The organism is Kitasatospora sp. NPDC002522 (assembly GCF_053595195.1).
The window spans coordinates 104084-124889 of record NZ_JBSFXE010000008.1 but is presented as its reverse complement, the minus strand read 5'-3'; the positions used below and the strand labels follow the sequence as shown (position 1 = coordinate 124889).

Here is a 20806-nt window from a genome sequence, read left to right as displayed (position 1 = left end):
CACCTGTGCGGAGAGACGATATCGCGTCCGAGGACCGGGCATCGTACGGGAGTGATGATCCCTCTGCCAGCCGGACTCGCCGAGGGGTTGACGTTGACTCAGGCGGTTCCGGGTGGGTATTGGATGGGCGAGGAAGGTACCGGTTGGGGGAGGAAGACGCGATGGTCTCGGTGTGGGAGTTCCTGAAGGGGGACCGGAACGACTTCGACACGGGCGGGCAGTTCAAGGTCACGCTGACCAAGGCCCGTCCGCAGCACGCGATCACGGGGTCCGCGGCGACCACGGGCTACCTGTACATCAACCTGCACTGGTCGACCCGCAGCGCCGAGCGGCCGAGCGCCGGCAGCGCGCTGCGGCGGTTCTTCGACCCGCGGATCCTGCGCCCGCTGGAGCCGGAGGGCTTCAGCGGCGGGCCGGTCAGCGTCGACCTCGACCTGGCCTGCATGTACGAACTGACCGACGGCACGCGGGGCGTGGTGCAGCCGCTGGGCCGGCTGTTCGGCGACCTGAACAAGCCGCCGTACATCAAGCTCTCCGGTGACGACGTCTCAGGTGCGCCCTCCGGCGAGACGATGCACATCAACCTGGAGAAGAAGGACAAGTTCAAGCGGCTGCTGATCTTCGTCTACATCTACGACGACACGCCCGCGTTCGACCGCACCCACGCGGTGCTCACCATCGTCCCGCAGAGCGGGCCGCGGATCGAGATCAAGCTGGACGAGCGGGCCCCGGCGGCCCGTTCGTGTGCGGTGGTGCTGATCGAGAACGACGGCGACGGCACGCTGACGATCAGTCGCGAGGTGCGGTACGTGCACGGCTTCCAGTCCGACCTGGACCGGCTCTACGGCTTCGGGATGCAGTGGGAGCGGGGCTACAAGACCGGTGCCGAGTCCGCGGGTTAGCGCGGCTGGAACTGCGGGCCCTGCGGCGGCAGCGCGAACGGCTGCTGCGGCTGCTGGGCCGAGGCCGGGCCGGGCTGCGGCGGCACCGGCTGGGCGGGCGCCTGCGGCTGGACCGGCTGCTGCTGCGGGTACCCGTAGCCCTGCTGGGGCTGCTGCTGGGGATAGCCGTAGCCCGGGGCGGCCGCCGGCGGGTAGCCGTAACCGGACTGCTGAGGCTGCGGGTAGCCGTAGCCCTGCTGCTGGGGCTGCTGCTGCGGGTAGCCGTACCCGGCGGGCTGCGGGACGGGCGGCTGGGCGCCGGTCTGCGGCTGCTGCTGCGGCGCGGGCTGCTGCGGCGCGTGGTGCACGGTCGGCGGCTGCGCGGGCGGCGGCGGGGCGGTGACCGCGGAGGCGGACGGCGCGGCGGCGGCCGGGGCGAGGGTCCAGTCCGGCTCCTCCGCGGCTGCCGGGACGGCGCTCGCGGCGGGGGCCTCGGCGGCGGGCTCGGGGGTGTGGCGGCGCGGGTCGGCGCCGTCCGGGTGCGCCTCGTCCTCGACGGTGACGCCGAAGTCGGTGGCGAGGGCGACCAGGCCGTCCCGGTAGCCCTGGCCGATCGCGCGGAACTTCCAGCCGCCGGCGCGGCGGTAGAGCTCGGCGGCGACCAGCGCGGTGACCGGCTCCTGGTCGAGGATGGAGAACTCGGCCAGCGCGGGCGTGCCCTCGGGCGCGGTGGTGTCGTACAGCAGCACCCGCAGGTTGCCGACGGCCGGGAAGGCGCCGCCCTCGGCGGAACCGGCCAGCACCACCTTGTCCACGTCGGCGGGCAGCTTGGCCAGGTCGACCTCGACGGTGTCCCAGACCTCGCCGCCGCCGCTCTGCTTGGGCAGGTGGCGGACCAGCCCGGACGGGTGCCGGGGCTGGTTGTAGAAGACGAAGTCGGTGTCCTGGCGGACCCGGCCGGTGCCGCCCACCAGCAGGGCCGAGGCGTCCACGTCCGGGGACCCCGGGGTGTCCGTCCAGCGCAGGACGGCGCGGACGGCACCGGCCGTCAGGGGGATGTTGGCGCCCTTCGCCATCACGTGCGTCATAGCGCACCATCCTGCCGTCTGCCGGGGGCCCGGGACAACGCGGTGCCCGCGTCGGGGGCGGCGCCGCGCGGGCGGGAAGGTCGCGGGTCGCACTCCGATGTGACGCCGTCGGCAACCTTGCGAGAATTCGATGTTTCGAAGTCTTTCCTTGGCCTGATCTGACCGTACGATAAGCGGCCAACGGCCCGGCACCCACTCCCACCACGCCGGCGGCGTACCCGGCGAACTATCCGGCCGCGTCAGCCGTCCTTGTGTCGAGGCGTCAGCCGTTCCCGTCCCCCGGACGGGCCCCACCGGACCCCAGCTGGAGAGCACTTTGCGCCACTTCGGGCACCTCGCGGACGACGTCCGCAGCCGGCTCTTTCTCGAGCAGCCCGCCGTGTTCGACCGGGACAGCGAGCCGGCCGTGCTCGCCACCGCGCTCGGCGCCACGCTCTACAGCCCCGCCACCCGGCCCACCCTGGCCCGCGACGTGCGCCGCCAGGCCACCCGCGGCGTGGTCTCCATGGTGCTGTGCCTGGAGGACGCCATCGCCGACCACGAGGTGGCCGACGCCGAACACAACCTGGTCGCCCAGCTCACCGAACTCGCCGACGAGGGCGCCGACGCCGAACTGCCGCTGCTGTTCGTCCGGGTCCGCGCCCCCGAGCAGATCACCGACCTGGCCCGCCGGCTCGGCCCCGCGCTGCGGCTGCTCAGCGGCTTCGTGGTGCCCAAGTTCACCGAGGACAGCGGCGGCCCGTTCCTGGAGGCGCTGATCGGCGCCGAAGAGACGGGCGGGCGGCGGCTGTTCGTGATGCCGGTGCTGGAGTCCCCGGAGCTCGCCCACCTGGAGAGCCGCCGCGACCAGCTGTTCGGCATCTCCCGGCTGCTCGACAAGCACCGCGAACGGGTGCTCGCCGTCCGGCTCGGCGTCACCGACCTGTGCTCCGCCTACGGCCTGCGCCGCTCGCCCGACCTGACCGCCTACGACGTCGCCCTGGTCGCCGGGGTGATCGGCGACGTGGTCAACGTGCTCGGCCGCGCCGACGGCACCGGATACACCGTCACCGGCCCGGTCTGGGAGTACTTCCCGCTGCAGGAGCGGATGTTCAAGCCGCAGCTGCGCCGCACCCCGTTCGCGGAGGCCACCCCGCCCGCCGACCGGGTCCGCCAGCGGCTGATCGAGCACGACCTGGACGGGCTGATCCGGGAGATCGAGCTCGACCGGGCCAACGGCCTGCTCGGCAAGACCTGCATCCACCCCAGCCACGTCCCCGCCGTGCACGCCCTCTCGGTGGTCACCCACGAGGAGCTGTGCGACGCCCGCGACATCCTCCAGCAGCACCACGGCGGCGGCGGGGTGCTGCGCTCCGCGTACACCAACAAGATGAACGAGGCCAAGCCGCACCGGGCCTGGGCCGAGCGGGTGCTGCTGCGCGCCGAGGTGTTCGGCGTGGCCCGGGCCGAGGTGACCTTCGCCGAACTGCTCTCGGCCTGTCTCTGCTGACCGCCGCGCCGCCCGTCCGGCCCGTCGGCTGACGCGTTGTCAGCCGATCGGCTGGTCTTCTCCCGCCACTCGTCGCGCGGAGCCCGGCCGGTCGGCCGATCCGCGCGCACCGGCACGCCCGTAGGCTCGGGGTCGAGCCGCACCACGTGCAGGGCCTGCACGACCGCACCGCATGCAGGGCCCGCACCACTCGTACGACAGCACCACCCGCGGTGCCCGCACCACTCGCACCACCAGGAACTGGAGTCCCGCCGATGACCGTCGACACCACCGCCCGCGGGCCCGTCGGGGCCGAGGACTGGACCGGCCAGTGGGTCACCGACCGGCTGGGCATCCGGCTCACCGGCGGGCCCGAGCTGACCGACATGATCGGGCTCGCGCTGCGCCGCAACCCGCGGCGCGCCCACCTGCTGGTCTCCCGGGTGCTGGGCAAGCACGTCCCGCAGCGGCCCGCCGTGGTGCACGGCGCCGGCCTCGACCTCGGCCGCCGGGTCGCCGAACTGCTCGGCGCCGACGCCGCCCGCGCCGTGGTGCTCGGGTACGCCGAGACCGCCACCGCGCTGGGCCACAGCGTCGCCGACGGGCTGGACGCGCCATACCTGCACTCCACCCGCCGCCCGGTCCCCGGCGTCGCCCCGCTCGGCGGCTTCGAGGAGGAGCACTCGCACGCCACCAGCCACCTGCTCCTCCCCGAGGACGGCCGGCTGCTCTCCGGCGACGGCCCGCTGGTGCTGGTCGACGACGAGTTCTCCACCGGCACCACCGTGCTCAACACCATCCGCGCCCTGCACGCCGCCCACCCCCGCGAGCGGTACGTGGTGGTCGCCCTGGTCGACCTGCGCACCCCCGCCGACCGGGCCAGGCTCACCGACGCCGCCGCCGAACTCGGCGCCCGGCTCGACCTGGTGGCCACCGCCACCGGCGGCGTCCGGCTCCCCGCCGACGTGCTGGAACGCGCCCAGGCGCTGATCGACGCCGCCCCGGCCGAGCCCGAACCGCCCGCCGCCACCGGCGAGTTGGTCCACGCCCGGCTGCCCTGGCCCGAGGGCCTGCCCGACGGCGGCCGGCACGGCTTCACCCCTGCCCACCGCGACCGGCTCGAAGCCGCGCTCCCCGAACTCGGCGCCGCCCTGGCCGACGCCGTCGGCCCCCGCCCCGGCCGGGTGCTGGTGCTCGGCTGCGAGGAGCTGATGTACGCCCCGCTGCGCCTCGCCGACGCCCTGCAACGCCAACTCCCGGACGCCGAGGTGCGGTTCTCCACCACCACCCGCTCCCCGGTGCTCGCCCTCGACGACCCCGGCTACGCCATCCGCACCCGGCTCGCCTTCGCCGCCCATGACGACCCCGCCGACGGCACCACCGAGCGCTACGCCTACAACGTCGCCCCCGGCAGCGACCCGGCCCGCCGCTTCGACACCGTCGTCCTGGTGGTCGACGACCCCGCCGACACCCCCGCCCTGCACCACGGCGCCGACGCCCTGCTGCCACGGCTGCGCGGCGTCACCGACCGGGTCGTGCTCGCCGTTCTCCCGGCGTACCGCCCCGCGCCATCCGTCTGACGCCCCGCCGCCCATCCGCTGACCCAGCATCACCCCTGCGCACTCCCAGTGAAGGCCCGGCATGACCGCACACACCGCCCCGTCCCCGCCCACCGCCCGCCCGCTGTACGGGCCGGCCTTCTCCTCGTACCCGGCCGAGGACGTCAGCTGGCTGCTCAAGGACCTCTCCGGCGTCCACCTGGAGGCGCCCACCGAGGAGCGTGAGGAGGCCGTGCAGTCCGGCGGCGCCCACTACGCCGAGTCGCTGCCGGTCGAGTACCAGCCCAGCGCCGACTACCAGCAGCTGTTCCACACCGCGCTGGCCGGCTCCGCGCAGCGGCTGGCCACCGCCGTCGGCACGGTCGCCGAGACCCTGCTGCGCGAGCGCGGCCCGCACCTCGTGCTGGCCTCGCTGGCCCGGGCCGGCACGCCCGTCGGCGTCCTGATCCGCCGCTGGCTCGCCCACGCCCACGGGCTGGACGTACCGCACTACACCGTCTCCATCGTCCGCGGCCGCGGCATCGACCAGGTCGCGCTGCGCCACCTCACCGCCCGCCACCGCGCCGCCGACGTGGTCTTCGTCGACGGCTGGACGGGCAAGGGCGCGATCACCCGTGAACTCGACGAGGCCCTGGCCGGGACGGGCTTCAACTCCGAACTCGCCGTCCTCGCCGACCCCGGCGGCTGCGTGCGCACCTACGGCACCCGGGACGACTTCCTGATCCCCTCCGCCTGCCTCAACTCCACCGTCTCCGGCCTGGTCTCGCGCACCGTGCTGCGGGCCGACCTGATCGGACCGGACGAGTTCCACGGCGCCAAGTTCTACCGCGAGCTGGCCGGCGCCGACGTCTCCCGGCTCTTCGTCGACACCGTCGCCGCCGCCTTCGGCGAGGTCGCCGAGGCCGTCGCCGCCGAGACCGCGCGGCTCGCCACCGCCGACCGCACCCCGACCTGGGAGGGCTGGGCCGCCGTCGAGCGGATCAGCACCGAGTACGGCATCGACAACATCAACCTGGTCAAGCCCGGCGTCGGCGAGACCACCCGGGTGCTGCTGCGCCGCGTCCCCTGGCGGATCCTCGCCCGGCGCGGCACCGGCGCCGACCTCGACCACGTCCGGCTGCTGGCCGCCCAGCGCGGCGTCCCGGTCGAAGAGGTCGACCACCTGCCGTACAGCTGCGTCGGCCTGATCCACCCCCGCTACACCCGTGGCGCCATCGGCCCGGACGGCACCGCCGTCCACGGCTGAGGCCCGCGAACCCCGATCGAAGGAGACCCCACCCGTGCCGCAGTTCCTGGTCGCCAGCGACCTCGACCGGACGCTGATCTACTCCAACCGCGCGCTCGCGCTGGAGGTGCCCGACCGGCTCGCCCCGCGGCTGCTCTCGGTGGAGGTGCACGACGGGAAGGCGCTCTCCTTCATGACCGAGCGGTCCGCCGCCCTGCTCGCCGAACTCGCCGGGCAGGTGCCGGTGGTGCCGATCACCACCCGCACCCGCACCCAGTACGAGCGGATCAACCTGCCCGGCCCGACGCCCGGTTGGATCCCGCCCTACGCGGTCTGCGCCAACGGCGGCCACCTGCTGGTCGACGGCGTCCCCGACCTGGACTGGCAGCGCGAGATCCGCGACCGGATGGAGACGGCCAGCGCCCCGCTGCCGCAGGTGGTCGAGCACCTGGCGATCGTCGCGGACCCCGAGTGGACCCACAAGCGCAAGGTCGCCGACGAGCTCTTCGCCTACCTGGTGGTCGAGCGCGCCGAACTGCCCGCCGGCTGGGTCGAGGAGCTCACCGGCTGGTGCGAGGAGCGCGGCTGGACGGTCTCGCTGCAGGGCCGCAAGGTCTACGCGGTGCCCGCGCCGCTCTCCAAGGGCGCCGCGCTCGCCGAGGTCCGCCGCCGCACCGGCGCCGACACCGTCCTGACCGCCGGCGACTCCCTGCTCGACGCCGAACTGCTGCTCGCCGCCGACCACGCCTGGCGGCCCGGCCACGGCGAACTCGCCGAGACCGGGTGGACCCGACCCGGCGTCACCGCGTTGACCGAGATCGGCGTCGCCGCGGGCGAGGAGATCGTCCGTCAGATGCTGGAGCTGGTACGCGCGGGCGTCGCCGTCCCGGCCGTCTGACGGACCGTCGATCCGGGGCGTCAGCCGCAGCAGCCGCCACCGCAGCAACCGCCGCCGCCCCCGCTCGGGGCCGGGGCCGGGGCGGCGGCGGCACCGGCCGCGCCGGTGACCGCGACGGTGGACAGCAGCTTGACCGTGTCGGTGTGCCCGTCCGGGCACACCGCCGGGTCGTTGGCCTGCGCCATCGCGCGGCGCAGTTCGAACGTGGCACCGCAGGAGCGGCAGCGGAAGTCATAGCGAGGCATACCGAGCAGGGTACCCAGCGCGAACCGCCCGGGGCAGTAGGCGGCGGCCCTGGGCGAGGACGGGCGGCCCGGGCTCAGTGGCCCCGGATCATCGTCACGACCTCGGCGGCGGTCTCCCGGACCGCGGCCAGCTCGGTCAGGAAGTGCCAGTAGTCCGGGTGCCGGCCGGCGTCCTCCAGCGAGGCCACCGCCCGGTCCAGGCGGGCCACCGCGGCGTCCAGCGGGCCGGCGTGCCGCGGGTCGGGGGCCTGCCGTCCGGCCATCGCGAGGCGCTGGGCGTCGCGCAGTGCGAAGCGGGTCCGCTCGATCTCGCGGTGCGGGTCGTGCTGCACCTCGTTCAACTGCCGCAGCCGCTCGTTCACCGCGGTGACCGAACCCTCCGCGGTGTCCAGCAGCGCCCGCACCGTGCCGATCGCCGCGGTGGCGTCCGCCCAGCGCTGCTCGTCCCGGGCGCGCACCGCCTCGGTCAGCTTGGTCCGGGCGGTGCGCACCGCGTCCGCGGTCTGCGTCGGCACGTGCTGCAGGTCCTGCCAGCAGGCCATCGAGAACCGCCGACGCAGTTCGCTCAGCGCCGGGTCGACCGTGCCCGCGCGGTTCTCCAGCGCGTCGATCCGGGTCCGCAGGGTGCTCACCCGGCGGTCGAGCTCCTTCGCCCGCTCCGGCAGGTGCGCGGCGTCCGCGCGGATCGCCTCGGCCCGGCGCAGCACGTCGTCGGCCCGCTGCAGCGTCGCCGGGACGCCGTGCTGCGACACGCCCTGGTTCAGGCGGGTCAACTCCGGTGCCAGCTCGGCCAGTCGGGCCGCCAGGTCGTCCGCCTTCAGGCCCGCCCCGCGGGCCTGCTCCAGCGCGGTGGTGGCCGCCAGCAGCGCCTGCTTGGCCCGCTCCACCGCGGGGGTGACCCGGATCAGCTGCGCCTCGGCGTGGTCCACGATCGGCTGCAGCCGGGTGGTGAACGCCGTCAGCTCGGCGCGCTTGGCGTCCAGCTCGTGCTTGGCCTGGTCGAGCCGCTGCTTGGCCTGCCAGGCCGCGGACGGGTCCAGCTCGGTCGCGTCCAGGTCGACGGCGTCCAGCGCCCCCAGGTAGGCGACGGTCACCTGGTCGATCCGCTGGGACAGGTTCGCGAAGTCGGCGGCCACCTGCCGGGCGGTGGCCGGCTCGCCCGCCGACTTCACCGTCTCCACCGCGAGCAGCGCGTCCCGCTGCGCGGAGTCCAGCTCGTAGAACGACTCCTGTGCGGCCTCCCTGGCCGCCCTGGCGTCCGCCCGCGCGCCGTCCCGACGGCCGCCGCCCCACCAGCCGCCCCGCCCCCCGCCACCGCCGCCGGCCACCCTCACCACGCGCTCCCTGCTCCACTCCGTCAGCCCGCTTCACCCGCCATTCTTGCCGATCACCCGCCCCGCCCGGCACCCCCCGGCCATCCCGCCCCACAACGGGGCGGCGAACCACTCCCCGGACCAGGTAGTCTGTCCACTCGTCGTGTGACCGGCCACACCGGTCCCGCTCGACGGGGGCGCATAGCTCAGCGGTAGAGCGCCGCCCTTACAAGGCGGATGTCGGCGGTTCGAAACCGTCTGCGCCCACTCCGAGGATTCAGGTCAGCGGCCCCTCCACCCCGCCGGTGGAGGGGCCGCTGCCGTTGCGTCGGCCGGGCCGGTCGCGCGTCGCGGAGGACTCGTGGTGGAGCCGGGCGGCGGACGGCCGTCGGCGTTCCCGCGGTCGTGCGGAGTCGGCCGGCCGGCGGGTGGGCTCCTTACGTGGGCGCGGGGCGTCGCCTACGATCAGGGGACTCGGTGTCGGTCCGCACCGTCAGGAAGGCTCATGACGACTCACCCCACCTCCTCGGAAGAGGACCTCGCCCCGCTGTTGGAGGCGCTGAAGGCGCTGGCCAACCCGGTGCGGCTGCAGGTTCTGCAGTGGCTGCGTGAGCCCGAGCGGCACTTCCCGGTCGAGCCGGCGGTGACGGACCCGCGCACGGTCGGCGTCTGCGTCAGCCACATCCAGGCCAGGACCGGGCTGGCGCAGTCCACGGTCTCCGCCTACATGGCCGTGCTGGAGCGCGCGGGACTCGTGCGCTCCACCCGGGTCGGCAAGTGGACCCACTACCGGCGCGACGAGCAGCGCATCGCCGCGCTGGTGGGGCAGCTGGGGAACGTCCTCGGAGCCGCCGAGTTGGCGGGCAGCCTGCGCTGACCGCCCGCCCGGCGAGTGTCCGGCCCTGGGTGGAGCCGTCGAACCCCGTTCGGTGGCGCGGCGGCCCTCAGCGGGGTGTGCCGAGCCGGAAGCCGACGCCGCGGACGGTCACGATCCAGCCGCTCGCGCCGAGCTTGCTCCGCAGGCTGCTGACATGGGTGTCGATGGTGCGCCCCCGTGACCACTCGTCGTCCCAGACCTGGCGCAGCAACTGGCGGCGGGAGAAGGTCTCGCCGGGCTGCGAGGCCAGCAGATGCAGCAGGTCGAACTCCTTGGGAGTCGCCGGGATCACCCGCCCGCCCATGGCGATCTCGCGGCTGCGGGTGTCGATCCGTAACGCCCCGTGGGTGATGACCGGCGCGGTCGGCCGCGCGGACGGGTGGGCCCGGCGCATCACGGCCTCGATGCGGGCCAGCAGTTCCCGCAGGCCGTACGGCTTGACCACGTAGTCGTCCGATCCGGCCTGCAGCCCGAGGACCCGGTCGAGCTCGGTACCGCGCGCGGTCACGATGATGATCGGGGTGCTTCCCTCGGCGCGGAGCCGGCGGCACACCTCCAGGCCGTCCAGGTCCGGCAGGTCGAGGTCGAGCAGGATCAGGTCGGCGCCGTGGTGGGATCTGAGGGCGAGGCGGCCGGTCGCGACGCTGGAGGCCGTGTGTCCGTGTCGGCGCAGTTCGTGCACCAGACCCTCGGCGGCGGTCGCGTCGTTCTCGACCACCAGCACGCGCAGCGCCTGCGCGACGTGTCCCGGCTGTCCCCGGTGGCCCGCCGGTCTCGGGTGGCCCGCGTGCCCCGGTTCCCATGACTGCGCGGGCGGTTCCTGCGCCAGTCTTACAACGGTCCCGAGCCTTGCCGGCATCGCAGTGTGCTGCTTCATCGGCATCTCCCCCCGTAGCACTACGAACTGGTGATCGGCCAGCGGAGAACATTATCAGACGTTCTTGTTCGATTGCCATTGCCACCCGGTAAAGCCTCCGCCCGCGGACTCGGAAGCCTGGATTCCGCAACGTCGATAGTCGGGGAATGGGAAAGAAACGCGAGTGTTACAGGGCGGCAAGAATCGGCTGTGGCATGATTTCCGGCGCGAACGGAGGCAATAATTCGGTTGACCTGGCGGCGGGATGGCCGCATACGTTTACAGGTTTGACCGAGGGGGTCGGGTGACGGTTCATCGGATGACTACCCATCAGGCTGCACCTCTGGACGGTCGGGAGGGCTGCCCCGTGACCAGTCGCGCCGGGACTAGCCTCGGGGCGGCCGGTCCGGGTGCGGCTACGGGCGGCCCGCTCGGGGCCTGGTCCGGCCTGCCGCGGGCAGGGAGTCATTCATTGACATATCGCAATGCGTCTATATGATCTCGGCATGTCCACTCTCGCTGCCGCACCCACCGCCCTGATCGTTCACGCTCACCCCGAGCCCCTGTCGTTCACCGCCGCCCAGATGGCCACCGCCGCCCAGGCCCTCCGGGACGCCGGCTACCAGGTCGACGTCGTGGACCTGTACCGCGACGGCTGGGCGCCGATCCTCTCGCGCGACGAATTCGCCCCGGTGGAAGGGCACTTCAAGCCTCAGGCGGAGCAGATGCGGGCGGTCCGGGAGGGGACGGTCGACGCTGCCGTCCAGGACCAGCTCGAGCGGATGCTCGCCGCCGACCTCCTCGTGCTGTCCTTCCCGATGTGGTGGTTCTCGCTGCCGGCCATCCTCAAGGGGTGGGTGGACCGGGTCTTCGTGATGGGCGCGCTGTTCGGCGGGGATCACGGCTTCTTCGAGACCGCCGCGCTCGCGGGCAAGAAGGCGATGCTGCTGTTCACGACGGGCGGCTCCGGCGAGACCTTCCTGGACGGCGGCGCCTTCGGCCCGTTGGACGACTTCCTGTTCCACATCCACCGCGGGATGCTCGAGTTCGTCGGCTACCAGGTCCTCGAACCGGTGATCACCTTCGGGCCGGCCCACCTGGGCGACGAGGAGCGGGCGGCCGCGCTGAAGGTCGTCGCGGAGACGGTCAGGTTCCGGGCGGAGAGCCTCCTCGGGCAGAACCAGCCCGCGTCGGCGGTGAGTTGAGGTCGAGACCGGGAATTCACACGGCGCGGGATTCGCGTAGCACGGAATTCACACGGCGCAGCATTCGCACGGCATTCGCGCGGGTGGCGTGGAGCACACGGCGGGCGGCCCAGTCCTCGGGACTGGGCCGCCCGCTCTGCGTTCACCCCTCTGACGTGGCACTTTGACGTTCCCCTTGACGTTCCCTGACGTTCCTCTGCAGAAGCTGACGGAGGCTTGAGGATTCCTGTACCGAAATGCATTGAAGCCGGTTCGTGATTGCGGCGAGAATTCATTTCGTACTCGCAATGGGGGATTCCCGCGCCCAAAGGTGAGCGTGCGATGTTTCCGCCGAGAAAACCCTGAGAGGCGACGTCCGTGTCCCGATCGCTGTCCCGAGTTTCCTCGCTCGTAGAAGACGCCCTCGATACCGGCAACCGCATACGCGCGGCCGGGTTCTTTCCCGGTCTCGGGAGCCGTGCCCACTACCGGGGGCTGGGCCACGAGCTCCTCGACTCCGGCCTCGTCGAAGTCACCGGAATCTACCGGGGCGCCGCCCGCGCCTTGGGCTTCCCCGGCCGGCCCGAACGGCTGCTGCCGGTGCCCGAGAACCTGCCGGCGGGCCGCATGGAGCGGCAGGGGTTCATCGGTGCGTCCCTGCTGGTGCACAGCCTGGCCCTGGACGCCTTCCTCCGCGCCCGGATCGCAGCGAGCGGGGCGCCCGTCGACTTCGTCGCCTACACCGGCGAGAGCTTCGGCATCCTGACGGCCGCGGTGGCGAGCGGCTCGCTGTCCGTCATCGACGGCGTCAAGATCGCCCAGGTGTTCACGCCGCTGATGCTCCAGGCCGCCGGCCCGCAGGACCAGGACGAGGAGTTCGCCCGGCGGGTGGCCGGGTACCTGGACGCGACCGCCCGGCGCACCCCGCTGGTCGGCGAGCCCTTCCACGTGGTCGCCGTGAAGGCGCCGAGCCCGGACGCGCTCGCGGAGGTCCTGGACGGGATGCGTGCGGCCTTCCCGCTCGCCGACGTCGAACTGCACAAGAGCTACGCGCCGACCCAGGCGAACCTCTACGTCCGCCCCGGTGCCAAGGCCGGGTTCGACGCCTTCGCGGCCTCCTTCCCGGGCGTGACCACCTGGGAGCTGAAGGAACCGACCGTCTTCCTGGCCCACTCCGCCCGGATGCGGCCCGCCCGGGAGGCGCTGGACCGGTTCATCGACGCGCAGCGGATCCAGTTCCGCACCCCCCGCGTCCCCGTGGTGTCGAACCACGACAACTCGCTGCTGACCACCGCCTCCGCCGTCCGCCAGGGGGTCCTGGCGATGACGGACCGGGTGATGGCCTCCCGCGAGACCTGCGAGGGCCTCGACCGCCTCGACGCGGACCTGGTGCTGGAGCTCGGCCTGGGGGAGAAGTCCGTCCGGCTGCTGAAGGACAACACGGTCGCCGCGCCCGTCGCCGCCTACACCGGCAGCCCCGCGGACACCGCGGCGTTCCTGCGGGGCGTCACGCTGGCCGGCTCCCTGACGGCCCGTCTGGAGGAGCTCGCCCGGTCGGTGGACGAGCTGACCGACGACGACCACCGCCTGCTGAGCGAGCTGTTCCGCCTCGCCGAGGAGAGCGAGTTCTGGGACGACCACCTCTCGCGCACCCTCGGCCGGGTCATCACCGACCGGATGCTGCGCCCCGACCAGGGCCGTTCCCCCGCGCTCCACCGCTTCCTGGAGGTCTTCCAGCACACGCACAGTCACCGCGAGCACGTCTCCCTCGACCGGGACGAACTCGTCGTCCGGGCCCGGCTGAAGAAGCGGGTCACCGCGGCGGAGCCCGAGCTGCTGGGCAAGGCGTACGCGGAACTGACGGTGCGGGACGCGGGCGGCGGCACCCGGGTGCGGACCTTCCACACCACCCGGCCGGAGGTCGTCGTCTTCCACTTCGGCGGCGGCTCCGAGCTCGAGGACGCGGTGCTGGAGCGCAGGACCCGGACGCTGCTGGACACCCAGCTCACCGCGTACGAGATGCACGACCGCACGCTCGGCGGCCTGCCGGTCGACGCCGAGCTCTCCCCGGTCGGGCGGCGCATCGTCCACCAGTACCTGATGTTCAACGCGCTGGCCCGGCACCGCCCCGCGCTCTTCGCGCAGAGCGACCACTACCTGGAGGGCGCCGACGTGCCCGGCTGGCTGGCCGCGCTGGCGGTCTCCGGGGCCCTCTCGCTGGCCGACGCGGTCACGCTCGGCACCGAACCGGCGGGCGGGGAGGCGGGCGAGCGGATCCTGCGCGGCCTCACCGTGGCCGGCCTTCCGCTGGTCTCCCCCGAGGGGGTGCCGATCCAGTCCAGGAAGGACCTGGAGGACGCCACGCGCGGGGTGCTCCGGGACGGCGCCCTGGACGGCCCGGTGCGGCTGATCCGGCTGGGCGGCAACTGCCAGGTCGTCGCCCTGGGTTCGGAGCCGGCCGCCGCCGACCTCGACGCCGGGCCGTTCGCCGTGCATGTCCTCGCCGTCACCGAGCCGGGCGAGGTGTGGAAGCGGCGGGTCCACCCCGCGCTCGACGCGTTCGAGCACGCCCGGGTCCTCGGCCTGACGGAGGAGAACGAACGGGTGCTGGCCAACGCCCGCAGCCGCCGCATCCTCTCCAGCACGGTCTGCGCCTACATCGAGGCCGACGAGACGATCGTCGGCTTCGGCCAGGGCGGCAGCGAGTCCATGACCATCTTCGTCCGCAAGGAGGGCGAGGAGCGCATCACCGTCCGGAAGGTGCTCAGCGAGGCCCTGACCACCGCGCGATGGAACCCCGACGGGCGCGGCGTGATGCTGCCGCCGTTCACCAAGGCCCGCAAGCAGGCCGAGTTCCTGGCGGCCCTGCCCGAGCAGGTGCGCGGCTACTTCCCCGAGGTGTACTCCGTCCTGGAGCGCGAGGCCCCCGTCCCCTTCCACCTGCGCACCGGCGATCGCACGGTCGACCGGGAGGTCATCTACGAGATGAGCTACGTCGCGGGCGAGGAGGTCAGCCGGTACGTCGAGAAGCACACCCCGCCGCCCGCCGTGGTCGCCCGGCTCTACGAGCAGATCATCCGGGTGCTCAACGACGAGGTGCACAGCATCGGCCGTGTGCCGGCGCCGGGCGAGACGCTCGACACCTCCTACTTCAGGAAGATCGAGGACCGCCTGGAGCTGTGCCGCCGCACCGCGCCGCGCACCTTCAGCCCGCACCTGCTGGACACCGAGCACATCGTCATCGACGGCGTCTCCTACCTGAACCACACGGCCCTGCTGCGGCGCTTCCGGGAGAGCCCGGAGTTCGCCGCGATCCTCGAACCGGCCTTCCACTCGCTGGTCATGGGCGACACGAACACCGAGAACATCAAGATCACCAACAGTGCCCCGCTGCGCCACGCCCAGCGGCTGATCGAGTCCGGGGCGCCGCAGGAGGACGTCGACGCGGCGCTGGCGGCCATCACCCACGAGACGCTGGGGATCAGGTTCCTCGATCCGCGGGCCATCGGCTTCAAGAGCGACGGCCGGCACACCCGCGACGACGCGATGTACGACAACAAGCCGTGGCACAACTCGATCGGCCACTACGACGAGATCCACTTCGAGCAGTTCACCATGGCCGTCGACGCGGGCGAGGGCCGCACCCCCAGCGTCGACATCACCTTCCAGAACGGCAACCCCTACCAGAAGGCGTACCGGGTACGGGACGTGACGGCGAGTGGGGGCCGCGTCGACCCCGCGGCGCCCCAGGGCATGGAGGACTACTTCGCTCCCGTCATGACGGCGGCGCTGGGGCTCGACGACCCCGAGTCGCCGTTCCTGCGCCAGGACCCGTTCTGGCTGATCCGGTTCGTCTTCATGATGGGCCAGCACTTCACCGCCATGCCGCCGTTCCACTTCCAGAAGGAGCTGGACGGCACCCTGGTCGACGGCTACCAGACCCAGCGCCGCCCGGTCGCCATCTACTGCGAGGGCGTCAAGTGGCTGAACTGGGCGCTCCAGATGCTCGAAGGCGGCAGGACCGAGTTCCTGGGCCTGCCGGTGACCCGACCGCCCTACCTGAACGGCTGAGCCCGACCCGCAAGCAGCACGTACGAAACACCCGACGGAGGTTTGACCCATGAACGCTGTTCCGCGCTCCCTGCCCATCTCCGGCCTGCACGACATGTCCAACGAGTCGCGGATGATCGCGACCCCGTGGAGCCGCATGCTGCGCGGCATCGGCCTCGGCCAGTACCCGATCGGCTACGACGCGGCCGTCGCCGGGCACATCCGCGACGCCTTCGACCGGCTGGCGGCCAAGGTCTCGCCGTCCGACGGCTACACGCTGTTCTCCCGCGCCATGGCGGAGTTCATCCTGAAGGTCAACGCCGGCGGCGAGGACCGCGACTGGCTGGCCCCGGCGGTGCCGCCGCTGCTGGACGCCGTGCGGGCGGTGCCCAACCCGTACTACCGGGCCACCGCCGGAAGCATCCTGATGGACGCCTTCGCCAAGCTCGGCCTCGACGTCTCGCTGCTGGTCAACGACGAGCTGGACTTCCCGGCCGAGGTGCTCGGCATGCTCGACCAGATCGCGCCGGACGCCATCCCGGACGAGAACCAGGGCCGGCACGGCGAGTACGAGCGGGTGTCCGCCTGCTGCACGGTCTTCCTCGCGATAGGCCAGCTCGGCCTGCGCGAGCGCCTGGTCACCGCGGAGCGCAACCACGTCGTCGAGGCGCTGGACCTGCTGGACCGCATCCCGATCCCGTACTTCTGCGGCCGCGTGGGCGGCATGCTGATGTCCGTGATCGCGCTGCTCGGCTACACCGAGCACATCTTCGACGGCGAGCGCGACTACATGCAGGAAGTCCTCGACTACCTGACCCGCGCCGACGAGGTGGGCAACTGGCCGGCCTTCCCGAACCCGATGCCGCTGCCGTGGAAGAAGGTCTACCCGCTGCTGACGATGCTCAACGCCGTCGCCATGTGCGGCCGCTCCGAGTACCTGACCCGGCCGATCGACGCCCTGGCCGAGGCCAGGAGCCTGATGGACCAGATCCCCTGGACCACCAAGGTCCACATGTCGCAGTACTACGTCATCGCGCTGCACAACCTGGGCCGGCTGGCGGACCAACTGCCGGACCTGGACGGCTTCCTGACCGACGTCGCGGCGGTCCTGGACGTGGTCGACCCCGGTGAGAACTTCTCCCCCCGGGGCAACGCCTACCCGTACATCATCGAGCTGTCGATGATGAACGGCCGGATGGACCTGATCCCGGACGCGGCGCTGGTGCGGATGGCCGACTCGTTCCCCGACCTGGACAGCACCGAGGACAACCGGGCCAACCGGTCGTTCCCGGTCAGCTACGTCCTCAACATCCTCGGCGAGATCGGCGCCTGGGAGCTGATGTTCGCCCCGCGGGCCCGCTACGGCGGCGAGTCGGCGATCAGCTGGGTCATCGACAACCTCTCCGAGGGCGCCAAGGAGGAGGGCGACCGGATCTCGATGCTCGACCACGCGCTGGTCAGCTGCGCGCTGCGGCTGCGCGGCGCCGACGCGCCGGAGACCGAGCTGTTCGGGTCCTTCACCTTCCCCTTCGCGGGGTAGCCGTGCGCAAGCCCGCCGTCAGGACGCGGGGGTCGTCCTGACGGCGGGCGGTCGTGGGGCGGCGGGCGGTACCGGGGAACGGCCGGTGCCGCCCGCCGCTTTCTGCTACTGGGCGGGAGCCCGGTCGCTGCGCAGGAAGATCGCGCTGGTGAGCAGGCCCAGGACGACGATCGCGGCGTTCACTCCGATCGCCACCCGCAGACCGCCGAGCATGGACGCGGCCCCGGCGCCGGCGGCGGCGGTGACCACCGCGCTCATGATCGGGGTGCCCATCGTGATGCCGACCTGCTGGGTCATGGTGGCGAGGCCGGTGGCCAGGCCCTGCTCGTGGTCGGCCAGACCCGAGGTGGCGGTGACCATGAAGCCGACGATGACGAGCATGTTGCCGACGCCGCCCACGAAGCTGGCGCCCAGCATCAGCCACAGCCACGCGCGGTCGTCGCCGATGGCCATCATCGCGAAGGTGAAGACGGCCTGCAGGACACCACCCACGATCAGCGTCTGCTTGGTGCCGAGCTTCCCGATCACCTTCGGCGCGGTGACGCCGCCGGTGACCGTGCCCAGGCCGAGCACGCCGAAGGACAGGCCGGCCGCCAGCGGGGAGAAGCCGAGCACGTCCTGCAAGTAGAGGGTCAGCGGGAAGACCAGCGAGCACTCGGTGAGGAAGGCGATCAGGCCGGCGACGTTGCCCCAGGCCACCGACCGCTTGCCGAGCACGCTGAGCGGCACCAGCGGCGCGGAGACCTTGCGCTCGATCGCCCAGAACAGCACCAGCAGCAGCACGCCCGCGGCCAGCGGCAGCAGGGTGCCCGCGGAACCCCAGCCCTTCTCACCGGCCTGGGTCAGCCCGAAGATGATGGCCAGCAGGCCGAGCGTGACGGCGAGGGCGCCGGGCAGGTCCAGCTTCGGGCGGTCGTCGACCCGGGACTCCTTGATCACCGTCGGGGCGATCACCAGCACCGCGAGGGCGACCGGCACGTTGATGAAGAACGCCCACCGCCAGGACAGCAGGTCGGTCAGCACACCGCCGAGGATGGCGCCGGTGGTGAAACCGCTCGACATCAGCGCACCGTTGAGGCCGAGCGCCTTCTGGCGCAGCGGGCCCTCCGGGAACGAGGTGGTCATCAGCGACAGCGCGGCCGGGGTCACCGCCGCGGTGGCCAGACCCTGCAGCACGCGGGCGGTGATCAGCATCTCCGGGTTCTGCGCCAGGCCGCCCAGCAGCGAGGCGCCGCCCAGGACCACCAGGCCGCCGAGGAACAGCCGGCGACGGCCGAACAGGTCCGCGACCCGGCCGAACAGCAGGGTGAAGCCCGCCGCGCACAGCGCGAACGCGGTACCGATCCACTGCAGGTGGGCCAGTGAGAAGCCGAGGCCCTTGCCGATCACCGGCAGCGCCACGTTCAGAATCGCGAAGTCCACGGCCAGCATGAACTGCGTGGCGAGTAGCAGGACGAGCACCAGCCGGAGCCGCCCGGTCAGCGCCGCCGGCGCCTCGGCGACCGCTGCACCGGACGCACCGGTCGCCTCCGTTTCAGTGACAGACATGACGTCGAGTACCTCTTCCCTCAAGGCTCTTGACGCGCGGCGCGGTCGCGTCGCACGGTCGGGAACAGCCTCTTCGACGCCAACGGGCCCAGCCAGCACCCTGCTTTGCCCAGCCGGCGGGAGGGTAGTCACCGCAGGACCACCCTCAGCGCTTCCGGTCGCCGGAAGCGGCGGGGCATCATGGGTAGTCGGTGATCGCCGTAGCCAGACTGACGCACTCCATCGACCTGGAGGCCTGAATGGACGCCCCGTCCGAGCTTGGAGACTTCCTCAAGTCGCGCCGCGCCGCGCTGCGCCCGGAGGACTTCGGCATCACTCCGCACCCGACTCGACGGCGCGTCAGCGGGCTGCGCCGCGAGGAGCTGGCCACGCTCGCCAACGTCAGCATCACGCACTACACCAGACTCGAGCAGGGCCGTGCCACCAACGCCTCCGACGGCCTGCTGGAGGCGATCGCCCGCACGCTGCGCCTGAACGAGGACGAGACGGTCTACCTGAAGGACCTCGCCCGTCCGGCCGTCGCGCCCACCCGACCCGCCCCGGCCCGGGTGGTGCACGCCAGCGCCTCGGCCCGGCAACTGCTCGGCGCGATGACCGATGTCCCGGCCCTGGTCCTGGACCGGCGCAACGACGTGCTCGCCTGGAACCCGCTGGGCCACGCGCTGCTCGCCGGACACCTGGCGGCGGACAGCCCCGACACGCCCGCCGCGCGGCCCAACATGACCCGGATGCTGTTCCTGGACGAGCAGTACCGCTGGCTCTACACCGACTGGCACGACCAGGCGCAGCTCGCCGTGGCCTCGCTGCGGCTGGTCGCCGGCCGGCACCCCGACGACCGCTCGCTGGCCGAGCTGGTCGGCCAACTCACCATGAACTGCGACGAGTTCGCCGCACTGTGGGCCCGGCACCCGGTGCGCACCTGTACCTCGGGGGTGAAGCAGTTGCGGCACCCGCTGGTCGGCGCGATGGAGCTCAGCTTCGAGAACCTGATGATCCCCGGCGCCGCGGGCCAGCACCTGATCGCCTACACCGCCGAGCCCGGCTCGCCGTCGGAGGCCGCGCTGCGGCTGCTCGGCAGCGCGGCGGCCTCCGGCGCGCGGGACGCGGTGGCGGTGCCGCAGCGCCACGCCGCCCAGGCCGGACGCTGAGCGCGGGCGCGGACCGGCGTGCGGCCAGGGCACGCCGGTCCGCGCCGGTCGGCGGCGGACGTCAGCCGCGCACGTGCAGCCCGAAGCCGGTGCGGCCGGTGGGCTCCAGACCCTCCTTCAGGTGCAGCGAGGGGATCGCGTAGTCACCGAAGTTCTGCGGCCGGAAGGCGATCGGCTCGGTCGACTCCAGGGTGAGCAGCCGGTGCTCCCACGCCTTGGCGACGTCCGGGTAGTCCTCGACGGTCATCCGGTCGGTGCCGTACAGCACGAACGGCGGCAGCACCTCGATGCCCGGGTAGTACAGGATGCCGTGCTGGATCGGGAACAGCAGGTCCTCGATCGGACCGTTGATCCCGCGGGCCGCGTAGTGCGACTCCGGGCCGCCCGCGGTCACCGACAGCAGGGCGCGGCGGCCCGCGAGGGTGCCCTCGCCGAAGCGCTCGCCGTACCTGGTGTCGCTGTGCTCGCCGACGCCGTACGCGAAGTGGAAGGTGAACACCCGGTCCACCCAGCCCTTGAGGATCGCGGGCATGGTGTACCACCACAGCGGGAACTGGAAGACGATCGTGTCGGCCCACAGCAGCTTCTCCTGCTCGGCGCGCACGTCCGGGGTGAGCGTCCCGGTGTCGAAGGCCCGGCCGGAGTCCCTGGCGACCTGCAGCGGACCGGAGGCGGCGGGGCCGTAGTCCGCGGCGTCCACGACCGCCTTCCACTTCATCGCGTACAGATCGCTGACCCGCACCTCGTGGCCGGCGTCCCGCAGCGTGGCGACCGCGAGGTCCTTCAGCGAGCCGTTCAGCGACCTCGGCTCGGGGTGGGCGTAGACGATCAGCGTCTTCATGGGGAACTCCTTCGGATCGGACGCCATCGATCATCGGCGCCGCCGAGCCCGCTGTTCAGGCCCTCCGCTTCCGACGGACGGGAGT

16 protein-coding genes and 1 tRNA gene are annotated in these 20806 nt (G+C 72.6%); 11 read left to right on the top strand and 6 right to left on the bottom strand.

The features are described from left to right. Positions 1-161 precede the first annotated feature (161 nt). On the top strand, positions 162-902 hold the full coding sequence (locus ACWD4U_RS09145) for a TerD family protein (RefSeq protein WP_363460522.1): 741 nt from the start codon (positions 162-164) through the stop codon (positions 900-902). Here ACWD4U_RS09145 and ACWD4U_RS09140 read toward each other — a convergent pair. Beyond that, complete coding sequence (locus ACWD4U_RS09140) at positions 899-1969, bottom strand: TerD family protein (protein WP_363460506.1); 1071 nt, start codon at positions 1967-1969, stop codon at positions 899-901. The two genes, ACWD4U_RS09145 and ACWD4U_RS09140, sit on opposite strands and share 4 nt — an antisense overlap. Before the next feature lie 316 nt (positions 1970-2285). On the opposite strand from ACWD4U_RS09140, the gene ACWD4U_RS09135 reads away from it, so the two are divergent. The 4 genes from ACWD4U_RS09135 (at position 2286) to ACWD4U_RS09120 (ending at position 7119) form a co-directional block, all read left to right on the top strand. Next, the gene (locus ACWD4U_RS09135) at positions 2286-3458 is read left to right on the top strand and encodes an HpcH/HpaI aldolase/citrate lyase family protein (RefSeq protein WP_363460508.1); all 1173 of its coding nucleotides are present in this window, start codon (positions 2286-2288) and stop codon (positions 3456-3458) included. Between the two features lie 254 nt (positions 3459-3712). Then, a complete protein-coding gene (locus tag ACWD4U_RS09130) occupies positions 3713-5017 on the top strand; it encodes a phosphoribosyltransferase family protein (protein ID WP_449787149.1) in 1305 nt (434 codons plus the stop codon). A gap of 61 nt (positions 5018-5078) precedes the next feature. Beyond that, positions 5079-6242 carry a cysteine protease StiP family protein gene (locus tag ACWD4U_RS09125; protein ID WP_449787148.1) on the top strand — a complete coding sequence of 388 codons (1164 nt, stop codon included), beginning with the start codon at positions 5079-5081 and terminating at the stop codon, positions 6240-6242. A gap of 34 nt (positions 6243-6276) precedes the next feature. After that, on the top strand, positions 6277-7119 hold the full coding sequence (locus ACWD4U_RS09120) for an HAD family hydrolase (RefSeq protein WP_363460510.1): 843 nt from the start codon (positions 6277-6279) through the stop codon (positions 7117-7119). Positions 7120-7139: 20 nt separating this feature from the next. On the opposite strand, the gene ACWD4U_RS09115 is transcribed toward ACWD4U_RS09120, so the two are convergent. Then, positions 7140-7364 carry an FmdB family zinc ribbon protein gene (locus tag ACWD4U_RS09115; protein ID WP_363460512.1) on the bottom strand — a complete coding sequence of 75 codons (225 nt, stop codon included), beginning with the start codon at positions 7362-7364 and terminating at the stop codon, positions 7140-7142. Between the two features lie 74 nt (positions 7365-7438). After that, positions 7439-8698, bottom strand: a complete 1260-nt coding sequence (locus ACWD4U_RS09110) for a hypothetical protein (RefSeq protein WP_449787147.1) — start codon at positions 8696-8698, stop codon at positions 7439-7441. 174 nt (positions 8699-8872) lie between these two features. On the opposite strand from ACWD4U_RS09110, the gene ACWD4U_RS09105 reads away from it, so the two are divergent. Together ACWD4U_RS09105 and ACWD4U_RS09100 are read left to right on the top strand one after the other, a co-directional pair. Further along, positions 8873-8944, top strand: a tRNA-Val gene (locus ACWD4U_RS09105). Positions 8945-9182: 238 nt separating this feature from the next. Beyond that, the gene (locus ACWD4U_RS09100) at positions 9183-9554 is read left to right on the top strand and encodes an ArsR/SmtB family transcription factor (RefSeq protein WP_363460514.1); all 372 of its coding nucleotides are present in this window, start codon (positions 9183-9185) and stop codon (positions 9552-9554) included. 67 nt (positions 9555-9621) lie between these two features. On the opposite strand, the gene ACWD4U_RS09095 is transcribed toward ACWD4U_RS09100, so the two are convergent. Continuing rightward, positions 9622-10278, bottom strand: a complete 657-nt coding sequence (locus ACWD4U_RS09095; protein ID WP_363460516.1) for a response regulator transcription factor — start codon at positions 10276-10278, stop codon at positions 9622-9624. Between the two features lie 638 nt (positions 10279-10916). Between ACWD4U_RS09095 and ACWD4U_RS09090 the strand changes: the two genes are divergently transcribed. From ACWD4U_RS09090 to ACWD4U_RS09080, 3 genes are all read left to right on the top strand, one after another. Continuing rightward, positions 10917-11615: an NAD(P)H-dependent oxidoreductase gene (locus ACWD4U_RS09090; RefSeq protein ID WP_363460518.1), complete on the top strand. Its 699-nt coding sequence runs from the start codon at positions 10917-10919 to the stop codon at positions 11613-11615. A 357-nt stretch (positions 11616-11972) separates the two neighbouring features. After that, complete coding sequence (locus ACWD4U_RS09085) at positions 11973-15665, top strand: ACP S-malonyltransferase (protein WP_363458496.1); 3693 nt, start codon at positions 11973-11975, stop codon at positions 15663-15665. A 49-nt stretch (positions 15666-15714) separates the two neighbouring features. Continuing rightward, complete coding sequence (locus tag ACWD4U_RS09080) at positions 15715-17184, top strand: hypothetical protein (protein ID WP_363458494.1); 1470 nt, start codon at positions 15715-15717, stop codon at positions 17182-17184. 105 nt (positions 17185-17289) lie between these two features. Here the strand turns inward: ACWD4U_RS09080 and ACWD4U_RS09075 are convergent, their stop codons facing one another. Further along, positions 17290-18732, bottom strand: a complete 1443-nt coding sequence (locus ACWD4U_RS09075; protein ID WP_363458492.1) for an MFS transporter — start codon at positions 18730-18732, stop codon at positions 17290-17292. 239 nt (positions 18733-18971) lie between these two features. On the opposite strand from ACWD4U_RS09075, the gene ACWD4U_RS09070 reads away from it, so the two are divergent. Further along, positions 18972-19880 (top strand): helix-turn-helix domain-containing protein, encoded by a 909-nt coding sequence (locus ACWD4U_RS09070; RefSeq protein WP_363458490.1) that lies wholly within the window; start codon positions 18972-18974, stop codon positions 19878-19880. 61 nt (positions 19881-19941) lie between these two features. On the opposite strand, the gene ACWD4U_RS09065 is transcribed toward ACWD4U_RS09070, so the two are convergent. Then, complete coding sequence (locus tag ACWD4U_RS09065; protein WP_363458488.1) at positions 19942-20721, bottom strand: NAD(P)H-dependent oxidoreductase; 780 nt, start codon at positions 20719-20721, stop codon at positions 19942-19944. Between the last annotated feature and the right edge of the window lie 85 nt (positions 20722-20806).

Excerpts from the sequence above, each read along its gene's own strand:
- ACWD4U_RS09145 (WP_363460522.1), top strand. The coding sequence starts at position 162 with ATGGTCTCGGTGTGGGAGTTCCTGAAGGGGGACCGGAACGACTTCGAC.
- ACWD4U_RS09140 (WP_363460506.1), bottom strand. The coding sequence starts at position 1,969 with ATGACGCACGTGATGGCGAAGGGCGCCAACATCCCCCTGACGGCCGGT.
- ACWD4U_RS09130 (WP_449787149.1), top strand. The coding sequence starts at position 3,713 with ATGACCGTCGACACCACCGCCCGCGGGCCCGTCGGGGCCGAGGACTGG.
- ACWD4U_RS09125 (WP_449787148.1), top strand. The coding sequence starts at position 5,079 with ATGACCGCACACACCGCCCCGTCCCCGCCCACCGCCCGCCCGCTGTAC.
- ACWD4U_RS09115 (WP_363460512.1), bottom strand. The coding sequence starts at position 7,364 with ATGCCTCGCTATGACTTCCGCTGCCGCTCCTGCGGTGCCACGTTCGAA.
- ACWD4U_RS09100 (WP_363460514.1), top strand. The coding sequence starts at position 9,183 with ATGACGACTCACCCCACCTCCTCGGAAGAGGACCTCGCCCCGCTGTTG.
- ACWD4U_RS09090 (WP_363460518.1), top strand. The coding sequence starts at position 10,917 with ATGTCCACTCTCGCTGCCGCACCCACCGCCCTGATCGTTCACGCTCAC.
- ACWD4U_RS09080 (WP_363458494.1), top strand. The coding sequence starts at position 15,715 with ATGAACGCTGTTCCGCGCTCCCTGCCCATCTCCGGCCTGCACGACATG.
- ACWD4U_RS09075 (WP_363458492.1), bottom strand. The coding sequence starts at position 18,732 with ATGTCTGTCACTGAAACGGAGGCGACCGGTGCGTCCGGTGCAGCGGTC.
- ACWD4U_RS09070 (WP_363458490.1), top strand. The coding sequence starts at position 18,972 with ATGGACGCCCCGTCCGAGCTTGGAGACTTCCTCAAGTCGCGCCGCGCC.
- ACWD4U_RS09065 (WP_363458488.1), bottom strand. The coding sequence starts at position 20,721 with ATGAAGACGCTGATCGTCTACGCCCACCCCGAGCCGAGGTCGCTGAAC.